A 17,898-nucleotide genomic window follows, 5' to 3' on the forward strand; every position below is an offset into this window, starting at 1 on the left:
GCGCGAAGGAAATGCGTTAGCATTTTCGAGGAGTCTACGCGCCTTCCACTACAATCAACAGGATTTAGAAATCAACATTCAGATTCAACAGAGCCACAAAAAAAAAGGGAAAGCAGCTTGGCTTTCCCTATACTACATTTTCATAAACGGGTTCTGCATTATGAAGCTTTTCTACTTTTTCTTCCGTGCCATCTTCTGCATTAATGTAGATCCTGAACGTATCATTTCCGAGAGTTCCTGTGAATTCATAGCACAACACCTCTTCATTAAGATCGTTCATGATTATGGCCTTTTTCTCATCCATTATTTTCAGGTTTGGATTGACCTTCTTCTTTGCCTCTTCATTCGTAATTCCTGGTTGTGGAATTTCCCTTGCTTTATTGGATTTTAAATAGTCCTCGGCTGAGAAGCCGATGATATCACCATTATCCAGCGCTACCTTCATATTGATCGCGTCAGGATAAATTCTGACATCATCCTGTACACCGACAAAAGTAAAGACACCGATATTATCATATTGGGCACTTTCGAACAGGTCCAGGTTTTCAAAATTATGCTCTTTCAGGAAGGCGATTGCCTTGTTGGATGCATCATTCAGACTCAATTTTTGATTTTTCACATCACGGTTAAGTAAAAACCAGATTGGATATCCGCCTTTCTTGGTGATATCCATATTTGCCTCAAGCTTTGTTTTGGGATCCTGGATCGATACGCTATAAAAACCATAGTCCGATCCTTTTCCATTTTGTGTGACCTTCACATCACCCGCATTTCCGACAGGTGCATATTTCCGAGTGATCCGGACCGCTTCATCTTTTGAGATTTTTTTACCTGGCAGCTTCTTAAAGTTTTCATCTTTTTTCTGAAGATTGATCTGTGCGGGCCCAAAATCTGTTTCAGAATAGCTTTCCACTGTCCTTTCTACCGTCTTGAATCCATCGATGATAGTGTTATCCGATTGGCCTTTTTCGGTAGCAAGAGCAAGCTCTACATCCATCCAGCGAAGATTATTCTCGAGAACCATATGCTGAACTTCTCTTAAATCCTGCTGAATTTCACCTGATTGCTCGTATAGAGTTTTTAGTGTTTCATATTCTTTATCGCTCAACGGCTCTTTATCCAGGTCCCGAACAGCCGTTTTATAGCTGAAGTTCCCGATATTCGCAAGGAACTCTTCCGTTTTATTGAAGGGCAGAAGAGTCAGGGGAAGCTGCCCGACATCACTATGAGCCTCTGATGTGATTTTCCAGACTTCTGCTAACTGAGGTGACAGGGAGCTCCTGGAATTCATCGCAAGTGTTGTGCCAATTTTATCGTTCAATACATCCATTTGATAGGTCAGATCATGAAAAGCTCTTTGGTAATTATTCTCAGCATTAATCAGTACGGCTGTTTTTTCCCTGTGCTCCTGATAACCCCAAAACGCAGTTCCGGCAATCCCAATGACGAGGACTGCAATGGCTATTCCTCTTAGCATTCCAACTCACCCCTATTTGCAAAAAATATGTTTCCCAATTTTCTTGATTTGCGGCCTTCCCCATATCCAGGCGCTGGTCGCAGTATCGGGATTGAAATAGTACAAAGCATTTCCAGTCGGGTCCCAGCCATTGATTGCATCAAGGACGGCCTTTTTCGCCGTCTCATTTGGTGTCAGCCAAATCTGGCCATCCGCAACAGCAGTAAAAGCCCGAGGTTCAAAGATGACCCCTGAAATGGTATTTGGAAAAGTTGCACTGTCCAGCCTGTTCAAGATCACTGCAGCAACAGCAACCTGCCCTGTATACGGTTCACCCCTTGATTCTCCATATACTGCATTGGCCATAAGCTGAATATCATTCTGTGAAAACCCCTTCGGAGTATTCGTCGCCGCTGCTGGTTTGGGTGCTGCCTGATTTTGGCCGCCTGCTGCTTTTCCTGCGCCGGAAGTTTCGCCTCCCCAGGCAATCTTGGCATTAGGAGTCGCGTTTGCCAGCTTGATTTTGGTCTGCCATCCGGCAATCCCATCCACCTTCATGCCAAACTCATATTGGAAATTCCTCAGAGCCCAATAGGTACCCCAGCCAAAAACTCCGTCGATTTTGCCAGTATAAAAGCCAATATGCTTAAGGCGTGATTGAAGTTCAATTACATCCTCTCCTACAGCCCCCTGTTGCAGCACCTGGCTCGTAAACGCTTCAGCCCGTTGATCGACCTTGTTGAATTGCACTAAAGTCAAAACCAAAGCCAACGCGGCCATCACCTTCAAGATAGACCGATAATTCTTCATTGATTTGCCAACCTCCAAAGATGTGAACTTAAAAGATTACTCTTATTTTTTGTTAAGAGATGACTTTTATTCCACAAAACAAAAAAACCCTCCATTTTTTATAAATGAAGAGTTTTTTAGATAGGAAATTGTTTATCAATGTGTTGCAGTGTCAGCACTCTTGCTTTTTTCACTTTTCTAAGGCCCAGCCACCAGAGGAATATCATGAATGGGATCATCAGTACCATCCAGTCTTCCCTCGTCATCAGGATAAAATCATAAATCCCATGGAGCAGGACTGGAACTGACAACGAAAGCAACACCCATTTCTTTGGTGAGTCTGGGGCGAATTTTGCTTTCCCTATATAATACCCCATGATGACACCAAAGAGCGCATGGCTGGAAACCGGCAGCAACGCTCTCCCTATTGCATCCTGGAGTCCATTGGCAAGCAGGTAAAAGATATTTTCCGCAGACGCGAATCCAAGCGAAACAGAAACGCTGTAAATGATTCCATCATAATGCTCATCAAATGCAATATGCTGGAAAATAGTGTAGTAAAGTATAAACCACTTGAAAAATTCTTCTAAAAGACCAACTGTACCAAACGCCTTGGAAAAGTCCCCCTGGAACAGTCCTTCAGCAGCAAGGACGTATTGGATGAACATAAGGGGAAATACAAGCAATGCACCGAATATAAACATTTTAAACACCAGAGATAGCGGTTCTGAGTCATATTGGTCCTTCAAATAAAAATAGCTTAACAGCGCCAGACCCGGAGCTACCCCGGCAGTAACTATTCCCAGCATATGCTGTCCTCTTTTCAATTTGTTTTTTTAATCGTATCATGTAATTAGAAGAAAGAAAATGGATTATTATTCTTTCTCGATTGGTCTTTTCGGAGGTAATAGTCTTGAAGAAAAATATTTTATTGATCCACACAGGCGGAACCATTTCCATGAGCGAGGATACAAGCGGCGCAGTAAAACCTGGCAGAAACAATCCTTTGACACAAGGCACTGAACTTCTGTCAGGCATTGCCAATCTAATCATCGAAGAACCTTTTAATTTGCCCTCACCGCATATCACTCCAAAAGAGATGATGAGGTTAAAACTTATCCTTGAGGAATATGGCAGAAAAGGGGATATCGACGGAGCTGTGATCACCCACGGCACAGATACACTCGAAGAAACAGCCTATTTTTTAGACCTTACCTGCCAGGCAGGCTTCCCGATTGTTGTAACCGGCGCGATGCGTTCCAGCAATGAAATAGGTTCTGATGGTCTTTATAATCTGATATCATCAATCCGGGTCGCTTCCAGTCCCGAGGCAATTGGACAAGGTGTACTTGTTGTTCTTAATGATGAAATCCACACAGCAGTCAACGTTACAAAAACGCATACAAGCAATATCTCAACTTTCCAAAGTCCACAATATGGACCACTTGGCATTGTGACTAAAAGGGGGGTTCTTTTCCATCACACTCCTACGAAGCATGAAAATTACCCTGTGCAGGATATCAGCAAAAACGTATTCCTGATTAAGGCGCATGCAGGGATGGACTCCTCTCTCTTGAATGCCATTCTCGGCCTGGAAGTGGATGGTGTCGTTATCGAAGCACTTGGACAGGGAAATCTCCCCCCGGCTGCTCTTGAAGGAGTGAAAAAGTTCATCGAGAATAATATCCCGGTGGTGATCGTATCCCGAAGTTACGCTGGAATCGTCCAGGATGTATACGGCTATAAAGGCGGAGGAAAACACCTGAAAGAAATGGGTGTCATCTTCTCAAACGGCCTCAACGGACAGAAAGCGAGGATCAAACTGCTCGTCGCCCTTGCCAAAACGGACAAAATGTATGAAATAGCTGAGATGTTCATGTTTTAACAAAGCTCTTTTCTCAAACTTAGTTGCTATTGACTACTAAATGGGATTGAATGACCTAGTTTTCTTCATAAAATTAAAGCTATTATGAGAAAAGAGCTTGCACACTTAAAAACGAACAGCAAAATGGCTTTATAGCACGTTAAAATCGGCTTTAAGATTTTAAAAACACTATTTACGAAAACAGCCTTTAACAACAACATAAGTATATGAAAAAGCGGTGCCTTGCATGCAATCAGGCACCGCTTTCTTTCAGTGATTCAGCTTATATTTTTGATTGAAGTCACTTTTCACTCTTATTTGATATCGCTTCTGCAATCTGACCTCCGTGGAATCGGCCATTTTCGATAAAGATTTCATTTGCGTTGTTCCCGGCAGCTATCACACCGGCAATAAATATGCCTGGTATATTTGTTTCCATGGTTTCTGGGTCAAAGTCCGGCCGACCTGTTTCAGCATCGATTCCCACTCCCATTTTCTTAAGGAAAGCATGGTCCGGCCGGTAACCAGTCATGGCAAAAACATGATCATTTTTTAAATTCACCGTTTTCCTTTCATGTTCATAAACCACTGTACTGTCAGTGATTTTTTTTACTTCTGCGTTAAACACCATTTGGACTGACCCTGCTCTTACAAGCGCTTCAAATTCCGGCAGTACCCACGGTTTGATGCTCGAAGAATATTCTGCCCCCCTGTAAAGGACGGTCACTCGCGCTCCAGCCTTCTCCAGCTCGATGGCTGCATCCACACTCGAGTTTTTGCCCCCTATGACGGCGACATCCATATCAAAGAAAGGATGTGCTTCTTTGAAGTAGTGGGAAACCTTGGTCAGCTCTTCGCCAGGTATTCCCATGAGATTTGGATGGTCATAGTACCCTGTCGCGATGACGATATTTTCTGCGGTGTACTGCTGTTTATTTGTTGTTACTTTAAAAAGTAATTCGCTTTGTTTTACAACTTCCGTCACCTTTTCGTATTTATGGATTCTGAGCTTTTCGCGCTTGACCACTTCACGGTAATATACCAGCGCCTGGTTCCGTTTCGGTTTCAGATTCTCGGTAATGAATGGGACATCTCCAATTGCCAGCTTTTCACTGCTGCTGAAGAATGTTTGATGAGTAGGATAATTATATATCGCATTCACGATATTTCCCTTTTCGATGATGAGCGGATTCATTCCCTTCTTCTTAAGGGCAATGGCTGCAGCAAGTCCGCATGGCCCCCCGCCGATAATGATGACATCTTCGTTTTTCATATATTAGAAACACTCCTTATCACTCTAACTGATCAACCGGAAAATAAAAAATCTCCCATCATTAAATGATAGGAGATTTTATCTTCAGATTCAATGAAGAACCCTTTTCTTTAAATCCAGCCCCTGAATCTGCTTGCTTCTGCCATTTTTCTGACTCCGACCATGTAAGCAGCCAGGCGCATGTCTACTCTGCGTGTCTGGGCCGTCTCATAGATGCTGTCAAAGGATTTCACCATAACCTTTTCAAGCTTCTCTTCGACTTCCTCTTCTGTCCAGTAATATCCCTGGTTGTTCTGTACCCACTCAAAGTAAGAAACAGTTACCCCGCCAGCAGATGCAAGGACATCGGGTACAAGCAGGATGCCGCGTTCCGTAAGGATCTGGGTTGCTTCCAATGTTGTCGGTCCGTTAGCAGCCTCTACGACGATGCTTGCCCTGATATTATGGGCGTTTTCTTCAGTAATCTGGTTTTCTATCGCAGCTGGAACAAGAATATCACAATCAAGTTCCAACAATTCTTTATTTGTAATGGTATTATTGAATAATTTAGTTACTGTTCCAAAGCTGTCCCGACGGTCAAGCAAGTAATCGATATCGAGTCCATCCGGATCATGGAGTGCACCATATGCATCTGAAATACCGATGATTTTTGCGCCGGCATCATGCATGAATTTGGCTAAGTAGCTTCCGGCATTACCAAACCCCTGTACGACTACTCTTGCACCTTCCAGTTCGATGTCTCTTTTCTTTGCAGCTTCACGGATACAAATCGTGACCCCTTTTGCAGTTGCCGATTCACGACCATGTGATCCACCGAGTACCAGCGGTTTGCCTGTAATGAATCCTGGAGAGTTAAATTCATCTATACGACTGTATTCATCCATCATCCAAGCCATAATCTGCGAGTTCGTGAAAACATCAGGTGCGGGAATATCCTTTGTTGGTCCTACGATCTGGCTGATCGCACGAACATACCCCCGGCTTAATCTTTCCAGTTCCCTGAACGACATATCGCGAGGATCACAAACGATCCCGCCTTTACCACCGCCATAAGGCAGGTCGACGATGCCGCATTTCAAACTCATCCAGATTGATAAGGCTTTGACTTCCTTCTCCGTTACGTTTGGATGGAAACGTATTCCTCCCTTTGTTGGACCCACTGCATCATTGTGCTGCGCCCGGTAGCCAGTAAAGACTTTAACAGATCCGTCATCCATTCTGACAGGGATTTTCACTGTCATCATTCTGAGCGGCTCCTTTAAAAGCTCATAAACCTCATCTGGGTATCCGAGTTTTTCCAAAGCCTTGTGAATAACAGTTTGTGTAGATCGTAAGACGTCATGTTTGTCTTCTTTATTTGGATTTTCATTACCGTTTGCGGCTACCATTGATAAACCTCCTAAATCACTTTTGCGGATGTTGTCTGCTTTCATGGATTAGTATACACCTTTGTTTTTTTTATGCAAGAAGAAAAAAACCGTTTTCAGCATTTTTTGACCATTAAATGAAAACGCTGCCATCCAAGCCCTTATCACGATTGACCTCTTTGGAATTGACTGAATTATAAGACATTGTGCAAGGGCGAAGGTAATAAAAAAGCCGAAGCTCTTTCCATCATTATCAAAAATAATGGACAAGAGTTTCGACTGCAGATTCCTCCATAATTTCCTTCCCATATTCGAGCAGTCTGTGGATGCTCAAAATGGATGGAACCCCATACTCAGCCAATAAAGACACGGTCTTCTCTGCATCTTCAGGCAAGATTCCATTCATTAGCAGATAGTACTGATCATTCATATAGTGCAGGCTGCCTCCCGTAATACCAGACTGCATCAATCTCTTGGCCAGCTGGATTACATCCTCGATGTTATCGAATTGAAATAGAATCTCTTCGCTTCCATCGACCGTTACCTGCATTTCAATGATCCCATCTTCAAATTGTTCTTCGTCTTCATCCTGTTCAATCATCGTGATAATCATGACCATTCCTTGTGTATGCAATGAGAAAATTTCCACTGCAACTGAACCGATTATGTCCAAATCGAATTCCTCGCTGGCCTCCTCGAGCATATCGTGAAAAAGCTGGTGCCACTTCAAAGAATCCTTCCAAATATCCTCTTTGGTCAAACCCCGGTCGGATAAGTCATCTATCGTAAGGAATATCTTTATTTTATTGGTGGTTAATCGTTCTAAGCGCATAAATCATGCCCCCTGCCATCGACAAAGCTCTTATTTTAGTTTATGAAAATAATGCAGGTTGGTGAGTTATTTAAGTGAATCGATGCGCTTTTTCAACCATTTCTCCCACTCCGCCCTTGTGATCCCTACAATGCGTTCCTGATGTTCTTTCTGCAGCCCTTCAGGCATGGAATCAATTGCTATGCCACCGAGCCCGATATGAAGACCAGGATAATTCTTCTTTATGGTCCCGGCAAGTTCCAAGGTTGCTTCCCTGTTTTCCTCCAATGTGCATGATAAGAATAAGAACCTGGGTTTTACCTTATCCAGCACTGCTTCAATATCATTTTCAGCAAGACTTGTGCCAAGAAAGATAACCTCGAACCCCTTTCTCCTCAGGTACATTGTATAGATCAGCAAACCTAGCTCGTGCCTCTCCCCTGGTCCGCATACAGCAATTACCTTAGGAAGAAACGAACTATGCGGAAATGAACTAGATAATCCTTCAATCCTTGAACGAAGAAACGAAGAAGCAAAATGCTCATGTGCAGTCGTTATACTTCCCTCTTCCCATAAATCGCCTACTTTAATCAAAATTGGCCCTAATAAATCAATGACCGTTTTATCAATCGTAAAAATACTGAAGGCCTGGTTGATCAATTCATGGGCTTTTGAACTATTGAACCCCAAAAGTGCAGTTAAAATCTCTTCCCTGAATTCATCCTGCTTGTCCTTTTTCGGCCTTTCAGAAGGTCCCATTAATGGCTCAGTGTTCTCAAGCAGGGAAACAGCCTGGCTGATCGTGAAGCCTTGATTCACTTTGGAAATCAGCCAACGTAAGATTTTTAAGTGTTCCTCCGTATATAAGCGATGGCCGGACTCATTCCTGGCAGGAGCAATCATCTGGTATCTTCTCTCCCAGGCCCTCAGTGTCCCAGGCTGGATTCCAAGCATATTCGCTGCTGCTTTAATATTGTATTTCCCTGTGCTGTTCCCCATATAAAACCTCCGTATATACCTGTTGTACCGATTATATCCGGGTATATATTTCGTTGTAAAACTTCAATCTGCTGGATTAAGTTCAGGAGCCAATGTAATCAAATGGGTCTCGGCTTTTGCTCCCAGCCTAAATGGAACTCCTGTCGTGCCATATCCATTGCTTGTCAGCACCGTAGTGCCATTTTTCTTTTTTATCCCGCCCAACTCATAAGGGCCGAATCCAAAGATCCTGATTTGCCCTCCATGGGTATGTCCGCTTAATAAAAGACTGATCTCATCCTCTGACTTTAAACTGTTGGCGATGGCAGGATTATGGCTTACAAGAATGCGAAACCCTTCTTCTTCAGCATCACGCACAGCCAGATCCAGCCTGCTTTTGCCAAGGCCGAAATCGTCTATACCTAAAAGATACAGGATATCCCCAGCTTCTGATTCAAATTTAACCGCAGTATTGTCCAGGACCTTTACCCCAGAATGGTACAAAAGAGAGTCCAATTCATGGGAATTGAATTCATAATCATTGTTTCCCCAAACAAAAAATACAGGACCTACTGTTTTCAGCTTCTCAAGATTTGCGGAAATCCGTTCAAGGGAAACCCCTTTTTCCGCAAGGTCCCCTCCAATGATGACGAGGTCGGGCTTTCCTTTTACTTCATTGATGATTGAATCTGAAATAATACGCTTATGGATATCTGAAATAAAAAAGATTCTCACAGTACCAAAACTTGCCGGGAAATCCTTCAGCCTGATTTCCTGCTTTAAAACTCTGTCCTCAAATGCCTGCCTATACATATATAGTAGAAGGAAGCCGCCAAACAGCAGCATCCCCAGTAGAATATAAATGATCTCCATCTCTTCCTCCTGCAAATACTAAATCCGGCCTTTTTCTTTGTTCCCAGTTGAGCTAAGTGAAATCATACCATAAAGCAAACAGAAAACGAAAAAAATAGCTGCCTGCCACCACCCAAGGGTAAACAGCAGAAAAAAGCCACCGAAACAGATAACTGCCAGTGTGATATCCGTAACCGATCCTTCATCTCCCTTAACAATATTCTTGATTGCTAAAATGCCGGTACCAATCAAGCCGCCCAGTGAAAGCATGCCGACTGCCAGTATCATCGTACCAGCAAGGAACCCAAAAGGATTTAAGATGGACTCACTCACAAATTCATCAGAGTGGAGAGGAATGACAGTCGTCATCCAATTGATCACCAGGTAACCCGAAACCAGTCCGATTACCAGCCTTAACACTTTCCAAAGCATACAAAAACCTCCCATACTCAATGTATGAAAGGCCCTTGTCTTTATTTCCGTATCGGAAATCAAACTTCATGGATGTCGAGGATCCGGAAACCTGAATCCTCCAGCTTTTTGATAAACTTGTCTATATTGTCTTTCTTTTCAATCTTCATGACAATCCGTCGGACAAGCTTGTCTGTCTCATCGAAAGTAACCAATGAAATGATATGTTCATGGAACTGGTGGGCAATATCAGCCAGTCTAGCAATTCTTCCCTCTGTTTCAACAGAAGTGAACGCAATCCTGACACCCTCCCTTTGTACTCCAAAAGCACTTTGGAATTGGTCCAGGGCATCGGAGCGAGTTACAGCTCCCTGGAATTTCCCATGTTCATCTATAACAGCCAGAAGCGGGATATCCTTCAATTTGACCAGGGTGTTTTCAAAAATCTCGATGCCATGGAGAATTTGATCCTGAAGGCATAGTATATCCCCGGCCACCTTCTTTTGCAGGAATTCGTCCTTATCTCCGCCTGTCTTGAAGTATTCCTGGTAAATCCCATACCTTGTGACGACACCAGCATATTTGTCGCCATCCAGAACCGGAACCCCATCAATTTCATTCCCATCAAGCTTTTCAAGCACATCTTGCAGTGTATCACCAAGTTGTGCAGTTATACATTTGTACTTCGGTATCATGATACTTTTAACGAACATTCCATTCACCTCAAATTTAAAGTACTGCCATACCTTATATATTTCTGCATATCTTTAAAAATCCCTTCTTGAAGATATAAATTTAACATGAAACGAAACTTTGCTCATAAAATGAAATGAAGTTTATATAGAGGAGGGCTTAGCTTGTCAACATACAGAAGAGTTTGGTACCCATACGCCAGTCCCTTCGATCCTTGTCCGCCTATCAAGGCGAAAACGTATTCCACACCACCGAATCTATTCCTGGGCTTCCAGCCGCCCAATCTTGAACAGTTCACACCAATGCAAGCATTGAGGACAGGGACCCTGTGGAAGGTGTTCTATGATCCCTGGTATTCACCATACGAGGCTCCAACGGAGGAGGACCACTCATGAAACAATTGCCGAAGGAATTTTATGCGGCGATGGAAGAACTTCAGGCGGTTGATTTTGTTCTTGTTGAACTTACCCTGTATCTCGATACCCACCCTGAGGATTATGATGCCATCAACCAGTTCAACCAGTTCGCTAAAGAAAGGCGCAGATTGAAAAAGGTTGTTGAAAGCATGTATGGTCCTCTCCAGCAATATGGCAACAGCTATTCCGGTTATCCATGGAACTGGTCAGAAGGTCCGTGGCCTTGGCAAATTTAAATTCAACTTAGGAGGGGGTAAGGAAAATGTGGCTTTATGAAAAGAAGTTGCAATATCCCGTAAAAGTAAGCACCTGTAACCCCATGCTCGCCAAATTTCTGGTTGAACAATATGGCGGGGCCGACGGCGAATTGGCCGCGGCACTCAGATACCTGAACCAGCGTTATTCCATTCCTGATAAAGTAATAGGATTATTGACAGATATAGGCACAGAAGAATTCGCCCATTTGGAAATGATTGCGACTATGATTTACAAATTGACCAAGGATGCAACCCCTGATCAGATGAAACAGGCAGGACTTGATGCCCACTATGCGAATCATGATAGTGCTATTTTTTACCATAATGCTGCAGGAGTACCTTGGACAGCATCCTATATCGCCGCAAAGGGTGATCCTATCGCCGATTTATATGAGGATATAGCGGCAGAAGAAAAAGCGAGAGCAACCTACCAGTGGATTATCAATTTGAGCGATGACCCTGACCTTAATGATGGGTTGCGGTACCTTCGGGAACGTGAAATCATCCATTCCCAGCGTTTCCGTGAGGCAGTGGAAATCATCAAGGAGGACCAGGGCAAAAAGAAAGTTTTCTAGACAACGCCGAAGCATCCGAACTGGATGCTTCTTATTTGTTTTCATGATAAAGATTAATATCATATTTCTTTTTCATCATATCGAATACAATATGCCGGCTCTTCCATTCATCTTCTTTTTTCCATAAATCCTTGCTGCGGTCAACAATCTCACATCGTAAAGCCTGATATTCTTTCTCGGCCTTTTCACGTTTCTCCTTCAACAGAATCATTAATCCGTAGGTTCCTACCGTAAAAATGAGGAAATATAGATTTGCAGAATTCTGTACATAAACAGAAAAAATCTCGGCGAATGAATAAGAATACGGCTTCATCACCGTTATATAAAGATAGTAGAAATAAATCGAAATCAACCCTATAGTTGCCCAAACGGATAAAAGATGTCTTGATTTATACCGTTCGAACTTTTTCTTCCGGTCTATTACATTTTGCAGCATCCTTTTAGTCGCAGGATCTGTACGGTCATCCAGATTCATGATTTCCTGTTCCATGGCAAGCCCTCCCCTCATTACATTTTTATGAACTTGTCCATGAAGTTATGTTGTTCAGCAAAAAAAATCATGCCTTCGGATTACTTCAGTTTGGGAAATAAAAAATGCCGGAAGTTTTCACTCCGGCTAATTTTTAATCGGTATTTTAAGAACTTGTCCTGCCTTGATTTCATTGCCCTTCAGGTTGTTCGCTTTCTGGATGATCGGAATCCCATCCTGGGACTTATAATAGGTCATCGCCACCCTGAATAAAGTTTCACTCGGTTTTACTGTATGATAGAGGATTGTTTCTTCGCTTGCGGTTTCTCCTTCATCAGAGTTGGATGAGGTCGTCGGGGATGCCTGTTCATCCTTATGATCAGGAGTGGCTGCCGCTTGTCCCTCCACCGTTTCCTTCTCTCCACCCGCACCAGTGTCTGTTGAGTCCTTGTCGCTGTTATTGGAAGATGCAGGTGAAGGTGAAGGCGCAGCAGCTGCTGCTGCCTCGATTTCATCTGTTGGTCCGGAAACTTCTTCTAACACCGGTGCCGCATCTTCTTCTTCCTGTTTTATGTCTTTCCAGTCTTCTTTACTCTCAACATTGATCATTTCCACGCCAGCCCGTTCAAGCGTTTTATTCAAGGGTCCACCTTCACCATCCAGATAGGAAAGGATGCTGAAAAAGGTAATGGGCAGCAAAATGAAAAATAATGCCATCAGCCTGATCACCGGGTATTTAACTTTCACTTTCGTTTTTTTCTGTTTTTGTCTATGGATCTCACTTCTTGGCGGCAGTGCATCCTTTTTCTCAACTTTACTATCAGACTTGCGTTCTACCCTTTTTCTCAGCCGCTCCGCCTGGTCCCTGATCGGTTTTTCCTTATTCACTTCCTGTACCCCCATTTGCTGCATGAGTTCTGAATTTTATGATCAAACCTAAGATGAAATCAATAACAAAATGCATGATAATGGTCACTGCCAGGTTGTGCGTGACCATATATATAAAGCCAATCAAGAAACTCAATAAGATAATATTAGTAAACAAAAACCAATTGAACAAATAACGGTAATGAACGACTGCAAAAATGATGCTCGAAATGATCAGACCTGTATTTGTCTGGATGACTCCCCGAAAGAGTATTTCCTCACTGGCAGCAACCACCGCTGCAATCAGCATGATCTGGGAGACGCTTCTATTCCTGAATATTCTTTCGTTCAGCCCACCATCGTCATAATACGATTTCGGCAGATATTTCATAAGGACGACGTCCAGCGCGACAACTGCCGCCCCTGCCCCTAAACCGTACGTCAAAATATTCTGATCATCCCAAACGAATAATTCCGTGAATTCTTTTATACTATCAAACACTATCATACCCAAAATGGACGAAATCGTTAATAGTAAAATTTGAGTAGCCGCAAGATGGAAAAGCAGTTCCTTTTCAGTAAGCCCCGCCACGGTTTCCTTATACCGATCTTTCATTCTATCCGCTCACTTATCAATAAAATTGAAGCCAAATCACGCTTCCAATCCATCACAGTTTCCTCATGTTCAATGGATGATTTGGTTTCTTTATAATGCTCCATATTTATACCACAGCAGCTGCAGCAATTCTCAGGCTTTCCTGCCAGTTGTTCATTGAATGTTTCCAGGATAAATGCTCTTTTGCATTCCTTTGTCTGGATCCATTCAAGCATGCTCCGGATCTTCTGCTTTTTCACAGACAAACGGTTATCAATCAATTGAATCATATTTTCCGAATCGGCTTTATAATTTACATTCCCAAGACTGGACAGGTATTCTTCGACAATCCTCCATTGTATCTCCGTGAATCCGCATATCATTGATAGCTCTTCGGCCCGATGGTCCAAATCATGGTAAGGTATTTGATGTTCAATTAAAAATCCGAACAATCGTTCCACCTGGTACTGATCTGGAAGTTCTGCTTCGGCGAGCTGGTACGCCAGCTGTTCATCTCCTGGAGAATACAGCAAAACGGCGATGGAATCCAAACCATCTCTTGCGGCTCTGCCGATTTCCTGAAGATACGATTCGATTTGCATTGGCATGTGAAAATGGATTACATACCGTACATTATCTTTATTGATGCCCATTCCAAAAGCGCTGGTGGCACAAACCACATCAAGCTGACCATTGATGAACTGCTGCTGGATCAGGACCCGGCTTTCCGAATCAAGTCCTCCGTGATAAGCCATGACATTCTTGCTGCCCTTCTCCCTCAAATGTGCGGCTGTTTGTTCAGCCACTTTCTTGCTTGAAAAGTAGATGATCCCAGGCCCTTTTAGGTATTTCACCAGCTCGGTTGTCCTTTCCAGCTTTTCCTGGAATGACGATGCTTGTTCGAGAGTGAGCGAAATAGATGGACGGTCCACCGAATAGACTATCTCATTCCATTCCTCAAGACAAAGCTTTTCAGCAATATCTCTGCGAACTTCCTTTGTGGCAGTGGCTGTTAATGCAAGCGTCAACGGTTGTCCAAGCTTCTTGCGGTATTCCCCAAGCTTAAGATAGTCAGGCCTGAAATCATAACCCCACTGTGAGATACAGTGGGCCTCATCCACAACAAAAAGGGACACAGACAGCTTCATCAGCCGATCCAATATTGAATCAATCCCCAGCATTTCAGGAGATATGAAAATATATTTGAATTTTTCGAGTTGCTCAAGTCCCTGGGCCTTTTGCCGCGGAGATAAGAAGGAATTTAAGGCAATCACTCTCTTTTCACCCATGGCCATCATTTGCTCAACCTGGTCCTGCATCAGCGACAGAAGTGGTGATACAACCAAAACTGGACCATCAAGCAGGTAACCTGGTAACTGATAGCAAAGTGACTTTCCTGTACCTGTCGGCAGCATCGATATAGTATGATTTTTCTCTAAGACAGCTTCAATTGTTTCACGCTGTCCCGGACGGAAATCAGTAAAATGAAAATATTTAGCCAGATAATGTTTCAGTTCCATTCGGCATCACCATATTTAGCGAGAACAAGCCTGATTTCAAAATAAGAGGCATCAGCCACGCGTTCTTTAATTTGTTTCAGTTTTTTTGCGGAATTTTGCTGTGCAGCCATCAATATTCTTTCCTTTTTATCAGATGGTACAAAGTGATCTATATCAAATTCCTTTATTGTAAGCACAATTTCTACAATATGATCCTCGATCGTGCTGTGCTTAAGGTTTCTGACAGCGGCTATTTCATCAAGGCTGTAGCCCCTTTTAAGAAATTTATACGTTTTGTCGGTTGAAAGCGTCAATGGCACCTCTCGTTCTGCCTTATTCAACAATCCACTCAAAAGCGGATATACGTATGGGTCACCGGTAATCTTGTCGAACATGGCATGCATACAATTCAGAAACTCATAATGATAATGAGCCGGTTCTATGCCAGTCCGTTCAGAAGCCTGCATGATCGTCAAGCCGATCTTCTTGAAACCGGTTAACCTTAACACGACCAATTCCGGTCTGGTCCCCTCATTCTCAAGTGCTGAAATAAGTTCTTCATACAGCCTTTCAGCCAGTAAATAGCGATCTTCATTTTGCTGTCTGATATATCTCTTCACCCAGCTAAGTGTTTCCGGTTTATTCCTGATGGGGATATAGGATCGTTCTTGATTGATCAGATTCGAACTCACCTGGATGAGCAGAGTCAATCTTTCCCAGAAGGACTCAGTTACCTGATGGTACTTCCAGCCATTTAAAAATTTCGGGAGAGTACATTGAGATAAACGCTGTTCAAGTACCTCTTCCCCTCCGGACGTTAATTTAACTTTCGATTCTGCTATCTCCTCTACCAAACCGCTGTGCTTCAGCCTTCCGACCATTTTTTCCAGTCCATCCCGGGTAACAGAAGAGTATGTAGAGAAATACGGGGTGATTTTATATAGATGAGCATCCTGGATAGTCTGTGATGAGCGTTTGCCCTGTAAAAGGTGAAACACAGAATAAATCGTCCTCTCACCATTGATTCTTTTCAATATCGACAAAATAACAGACTCCAAATAGGTTATCCTCATACTATCACCCTTGAAATTAATGCTTTGATGGCTTAAAACATTTTTCCATCCATTTGCCTGCCACATTTTTTGGGTATAATAAACAAAGCTGACGGAAAAAATTCCTGTCCTGCTATAGCAGAAAAATAATATACCATTATTTTAACATGAAAATGTCGAGCAGAATGTTTTATTTTCAGCGTAAAATCCATTCAACGCCTTATCTGATAAGCATTCTCAATACTTTTTTTTATTGAAATGTTGGCGATACAGTTTTACAATAGATATGAGGAATACGTTTTCACTGATATTGGTGAAAACAGCATATTATTGTTAAACACTTGGGAGGAATTATATCATGGCTAAGTACACAATTGTTGACAAAGAAACTTGTATTGCATGTGGAGCTTGCGGTGCAGCTGCTCCAGATATCTATGATTACGACGATGAAGGCATCGCATTCGTAACACTTGATGACAACGAAGGTATCGTTGAAATTCCAGACGTATTGATCGATGACATGATGGATGCATTTGAAGGATGCCCGACTGACTCAATCAAGGTTGCTGACGAGCCATTCGACGGAGACGCAACGAAGTTCGAATAAGACCATACATAAATTCCCGCTTCCTAAGCGGGAATTTTTTTATTGTGTCTGGGAAAAAACACCAAAAAAGCAACGGTGCAGGCCGTTGCTTTATATCGTCAATTATAAAATTAGGCACTCTTATAATTTTGCTGTCTTTCGATCCACGTTTTCATTCTCGTGAACATTAGCATGAACACAATAGACATCATCAGGCCTTTAACAAAGTTGAAAGGCAGGATACCCGCCACAATAAACTGTTTTGTTTCTGGACCAGACATTGCCGGCATATTCAGGAACAATGTATAAGCAGGCAGGAATACATAGTAATTAAGGACACTCATCAGAATGGCCATGCTGATCGTCCCTGCCACTAAGGCAAATGTCATTCCCTTTTTAGTTTTTACCCGCTGATACAGATAGTAAGTTGGCAGAATGAATAAAACTCCTGCAGCAAAGTTGGCAGCATGGCCTACTGGCACTCCAGTTTCACTGCCTGTCATGAAGTAATCAAGGATATTCTTTATAAGTTCTACTAAAATACCAGCTGCCGGACCGAAGATCAAAGCAGCGATCAATGCAGGAATATCACTGAAATCGACCATCAAGAATTTTGGAAACGGCGGCAGCGGAAAATTCAGCAGCATTAAAACATAAGATATACTGCTCAACATTCCAATTGAAACCATTGCTTTTACACTAAATTTTTTCATTTCCCTCTCTCCTTATAGAGATCCATCTCACATAAAGAAGAAAGGTTCAGCATTCACATACCCATAGACAAATAAAATCCCCCAAGTTTTATGCTTGAGGGAGAATTGACTAAGGCATGCTTAATAAACGTTCAAACCTGCATTTTTTGAACGTCTGCAGAACCTCCATCTTCTCCCATCCAGACTATACTGTCGGCTTTGGAATCGCACCAAATCCTGCCTCAAAAGGCTCGCGGGCTTAGAGAAGATACTCATTACCGCCGATCGGGAATTTCACCCTGCCCCGAAGATAGACCATATTTAATTAACATGTTTATTATACTGAAAAAAAGAATTTTTGTGAAGATGTTTGCTTGTGACGTTTTTATGTCCGCA

21 protein-coding genes and 1 riboswitch are annotated in these 17,898 nt (G+C 42.7%); of the genes, 5 read left to right on the forward strand and 16 right to left on the reverse strand.

The annotated features are described in order from the left end of the window. Positions 1–127 precede the first annotated feature (127 nt). The 3 genes from ypeB to prsW form a co-directional block, all read right to left on the reverse strand. A complete protein-coding gene (gene ypeB, locus QNH36_RS15775; RefSeq protein WP_144476726.1) occupies positions 128–1,477 on the reverse strand; it encodes a germination protein YpeB in 1,350 nt (449 codons plus the stop codon). A 12-nt stretch (positions 1,478–1,489) separates the two neighbouring features. After that, positions 1,490–2,236: a spore cortex-lytic enzyme gene (gene sleB, locus QNH36_RS15780; RefSeq protein ID WP_260983585.1), complete on the reverse strand. Its 747-nt coding sequence runs from the start codon at positions 2,234–2,236 to the stop codon at positions 1,490–1,492. Between the two features lie 146 nt (positions 2,237–2,382). After that, a complete protein-coding gene (gene prsW, locus QNH36_RS15785; RefSeq protein WP_144476720.1) occupies positions 2,383–3,054 on the reverse strand; it encodes a glutamic-type intramembrane protease PrsW in 672 nt (223 codons plus the stop codon). 104 nt (positions 3,055–3,158) lie between these two features. Between prsW and QNH36_RS15790 the strand changes: the two genes are divergently transcribed. After that, positions 3,159–4,130 carry an asparaginase gene (locus QNH36_RS15790; RefSeq protein WP_283903782.1) on the forward strand — a complete coding sequence of 324 codons (972 nt, stop codon included), beginning with the start codon at positions 3,159–3,161 and terminating at the stop codon, positions 4,128–4,130. Between the two features lie 280 nt (positions 4,131–4,410). Here the strand turns inward: QNH36_RS15790 and QNH36_RS15795 are convergent, their stop codons facing one another. The 7 genes from QNH36_RS15795 to QNH36_RS15825 all read right to left on the reverse strand — a co-directional run bounded on the left by QNH36_RS15795 (position 4,411) and on the right by QNH36_RS15825 (position 10,514). After that, complete coding sequence (locus QNH36_RS15795) at positions 4,411–5,382, reverse strand: YpdA family putative bacillithiol disulfide reductase (RefSeq protein WP_283903783.1); 972 nt, start codon at positions 5,380–5,382, stop codon at positions 4,411–4,413. A 110-nt stretch (positions 5,383–5,492) separates the two neighbouring features. Further along, the gene (locus QNH36_RS15800) at positions 5,493–6,770 is read right to left on the reverse strand and encodes a Glu/Leu/Phe/Val family dehydrogenase (protein WP_144476713.1); all 1,278 of its coding nucleotides are present in this window, start codon (positions 6,768–6,770) and stop codon (positions 5,493–5,495) included. Between the two features lie 232 nt (positions 6,771–7,002). Beyond that, on the reverse strand, positions 7,003–7,581 hold the full coding sequence (locus QNH36_RS15805) for a genetic competence negative regulator (RefSeq protein WP_144476710.1): 579 nt from the start codon (positions 7,579–7,581) through the stop codon (positions 7,003–7,005). A gap of 66 nt (positions 7,582–7,647) precedes the next feature. After that, positions 7,648–8,559, reverse strand: a complete 912-nt coding sequence (locus QNH36_RS15810; RefSeq protein ID WP_144476707.1) for a MerR family transcriptional regulator — start codon at positions 8,557–8,559, stop codon at positions 7,648–7,650. A 63-nt stretch (positions 8,560–8,622) separates the two neighbouring features. Continuing rightward, positions 8,623–9,411 (reverse strand): metallophosphoesterase, encoded by a 789-nt coding sequence (locus QNH36_RS15815; RefSeq protein WP_283903784.1) that lies wholly within the window; start codon positions 9,409–9,411, stop codon positions 8,623–8,625. Between the two features lie 18 nt (positions 9,412–9,429). Continuing rightward, entirely contained in the window at positions 9,430–9,822 is a 393-nt protein-coding gene (locus tag QNH36_RS15820; protein ID WP_144476704.1) for a hypothetical protein, read from the reverse strand. Between the two features lie 59 nt (positions 9,823–9,881). Further along, positions 9,882–10,514 (reverse strand): CBS domain-containing protein, encoded by a 633-nt coding sequence (locus QNH36_RS15825; protein ID WP_144476701.1) that lies wholly within the window; start codon positions 10,512–10,514, stop codon positions 9,882–9,884. Between the two features lie 144 nt (positions 10,515–10,658). Between QNH36_RS15825 and QNH36_RS15830 the strand changes: the two genes are divergently transcribed. From QNH36_RS15830 to QNH36_RS15840, 3 genes are read left to right on the forward strand one after another with little or no spacing between them, the layout of a single operon-like run. Next, positions 10,659–10,889, forward strand: a complete 231-nt coding sequence (locus tag QNH36_RS15830; RefSeq protein WP_144476699.1) for a spore coat associated protein CotJA — start codon at positions 10,659–10,661, stop codon at positions 10,887–10,889. After that, the gene (locus tag QNH36_RS15835; RefSeq protein WP_144476697.1) at positions 10,886–11,146 is read left to right on the forward strand and encodes a spore coat protein CotJB; all 261 of its coding nucleotides are present in this window, start codon (positions 10,886–10,888) and stop codon (positions 11,144–11,146) included. The genes QNH36_RS15830 and QNH36_RS15835 overlap by 4 nt, the downstream gene beginning before the upstream one ends. Before the next feature lie 26 nt (positions 11,147–11,172). Further along, complete coding sequence (locus QNH36_RS15840) at positions 11,173–11,742, forward strand: manganese catalase family protein (RefSeq protein WP_144476695.1); 570 nt, start codon at positions 11,173–11,175, stop codon at positions 11,740–11,742. Between the two features lie 31 nt (positions 11,743–11,773). Here the strand turns inward: QNH36_RS15840 and QNH36_RS15845 are convergent, their stop codons facing one another. The 5 genes from QNH36_RS15845 to QNH36_RS15865 form a co-directional block, all read right to left on the reverse strand. Next, the gene (locus tag QNH36_RS15845) at positions 11,774–12,232 is read right to left on the reverse strand and encodes a YpbF family protein (RefSeq protein ID WP_144476692.1); all 459 of its coding nucleotides are present in this window, start codon (positions 12,230–12,232) and stop codon (positions 11,774–11,776) included. 126 nt (positions 12,233–12,358) lie between these two features. Further along, on the reverse strand, positions 12,359–13,099 hold the full coding sequence (locus QNH36_RS15850; protein WP_144476689.1) for a LysM peptidoglycan-binding domain-containing protein: 741 nt from the start codon (positions 13,097–13,099) through the stop codon (positions 12,359–12,361). Beyond that, the gene (locus QNH36_RS15855) at positions 13,092–13,694 is read right to left on the reverse strand and encodes a CPBP family intramembrane glutamic endopeptidase (RefSeq protein ID WP_144476687.1); all 603 of its coding nucleotides are present in this window, start codon (positions 13,692–13,694) and stop codon (positions 13,092–13,094) included. The genes QNH36_RS15850 and QNH36_RS15855 overlap by 8 nt, the downstream gene beginning before the upstream one ends. Then, complete coding sequence (locus QNH36_RS15860; RefSeq protein ID WP_144476684.1) at positions 13,691–15,193, reverse strand: RecQ family ATP-dependent DNA helicase; 1,503 nt, start codon at positions 15,191–15,193, stop codon at positions 13,691–13,693. The genes QNH36_RS15855 and QNH36_RS15860 overlap by 4 nt, the downstream gene beginning before the upstream one ends. Beyond that, complete coding sequence (locus QNH36_RS15865; protein ID WP_260983580.1) at positions 15,184–16,215, reverse strand: YpbB family protein; 1,032 nt, start codon at positions 16,213–16,215, stop codon at positions 15,184–15,186. The genes QNH36_RS15860 and QNH36_RS15865 overlap by 10 nt, the downstream gene beginning before the upstream one ends. Before the next feature lie 367 nt (positions 16,216–16,582). Between QNH36_RS15865 and QNH36_RS15870 the strand changes: the two genes are divergently transcribed. Then, the gene (locus QNH36_RS15870; RefSeq protein ID WP_079509594.1) at positions 16,583–16,831 is read left to right on the forward strand and encodes a ferredoxin; all 249 of its coding nucleotides are present in this window, start codon (positions 16,583–16,585) and stop codon (positions 16,829–16,831) included. Between the two features lie 110 nt (positions 16,832–16,941). Here QNH36_RS15870 and QNH36_RS15875 read toward each other — a convergent pair whose 3' ends face one another. Then, entirely contained in the window at positions 16,942–17,523 is a 582-nt protein-coding gene (locus QNH36_RS15875) for an ECF transporter S component (RefSeq protein WP_144476679.1), read from the reverse strand. Between the two features lie 163 nt (positions 17,524–17,686). Further along, a riboswitch (FMN riboswitch) is annotated at positions 17,687–17,818 on the reverse strand. Positions 17,819–17,898 lie beyond the last annotated feature (80 nt).

This window comes from Mesobacillus sp. AQ2 (genome assembly GCF_030122805.1).
In the GTDB taxonomy this organism is placed as follows: Bacteria; Bacillota; Bacilli; order Bacillales; family Cytobacillaceae; genus Mesobacillus; species Mesobacillus oceanisediminis_A.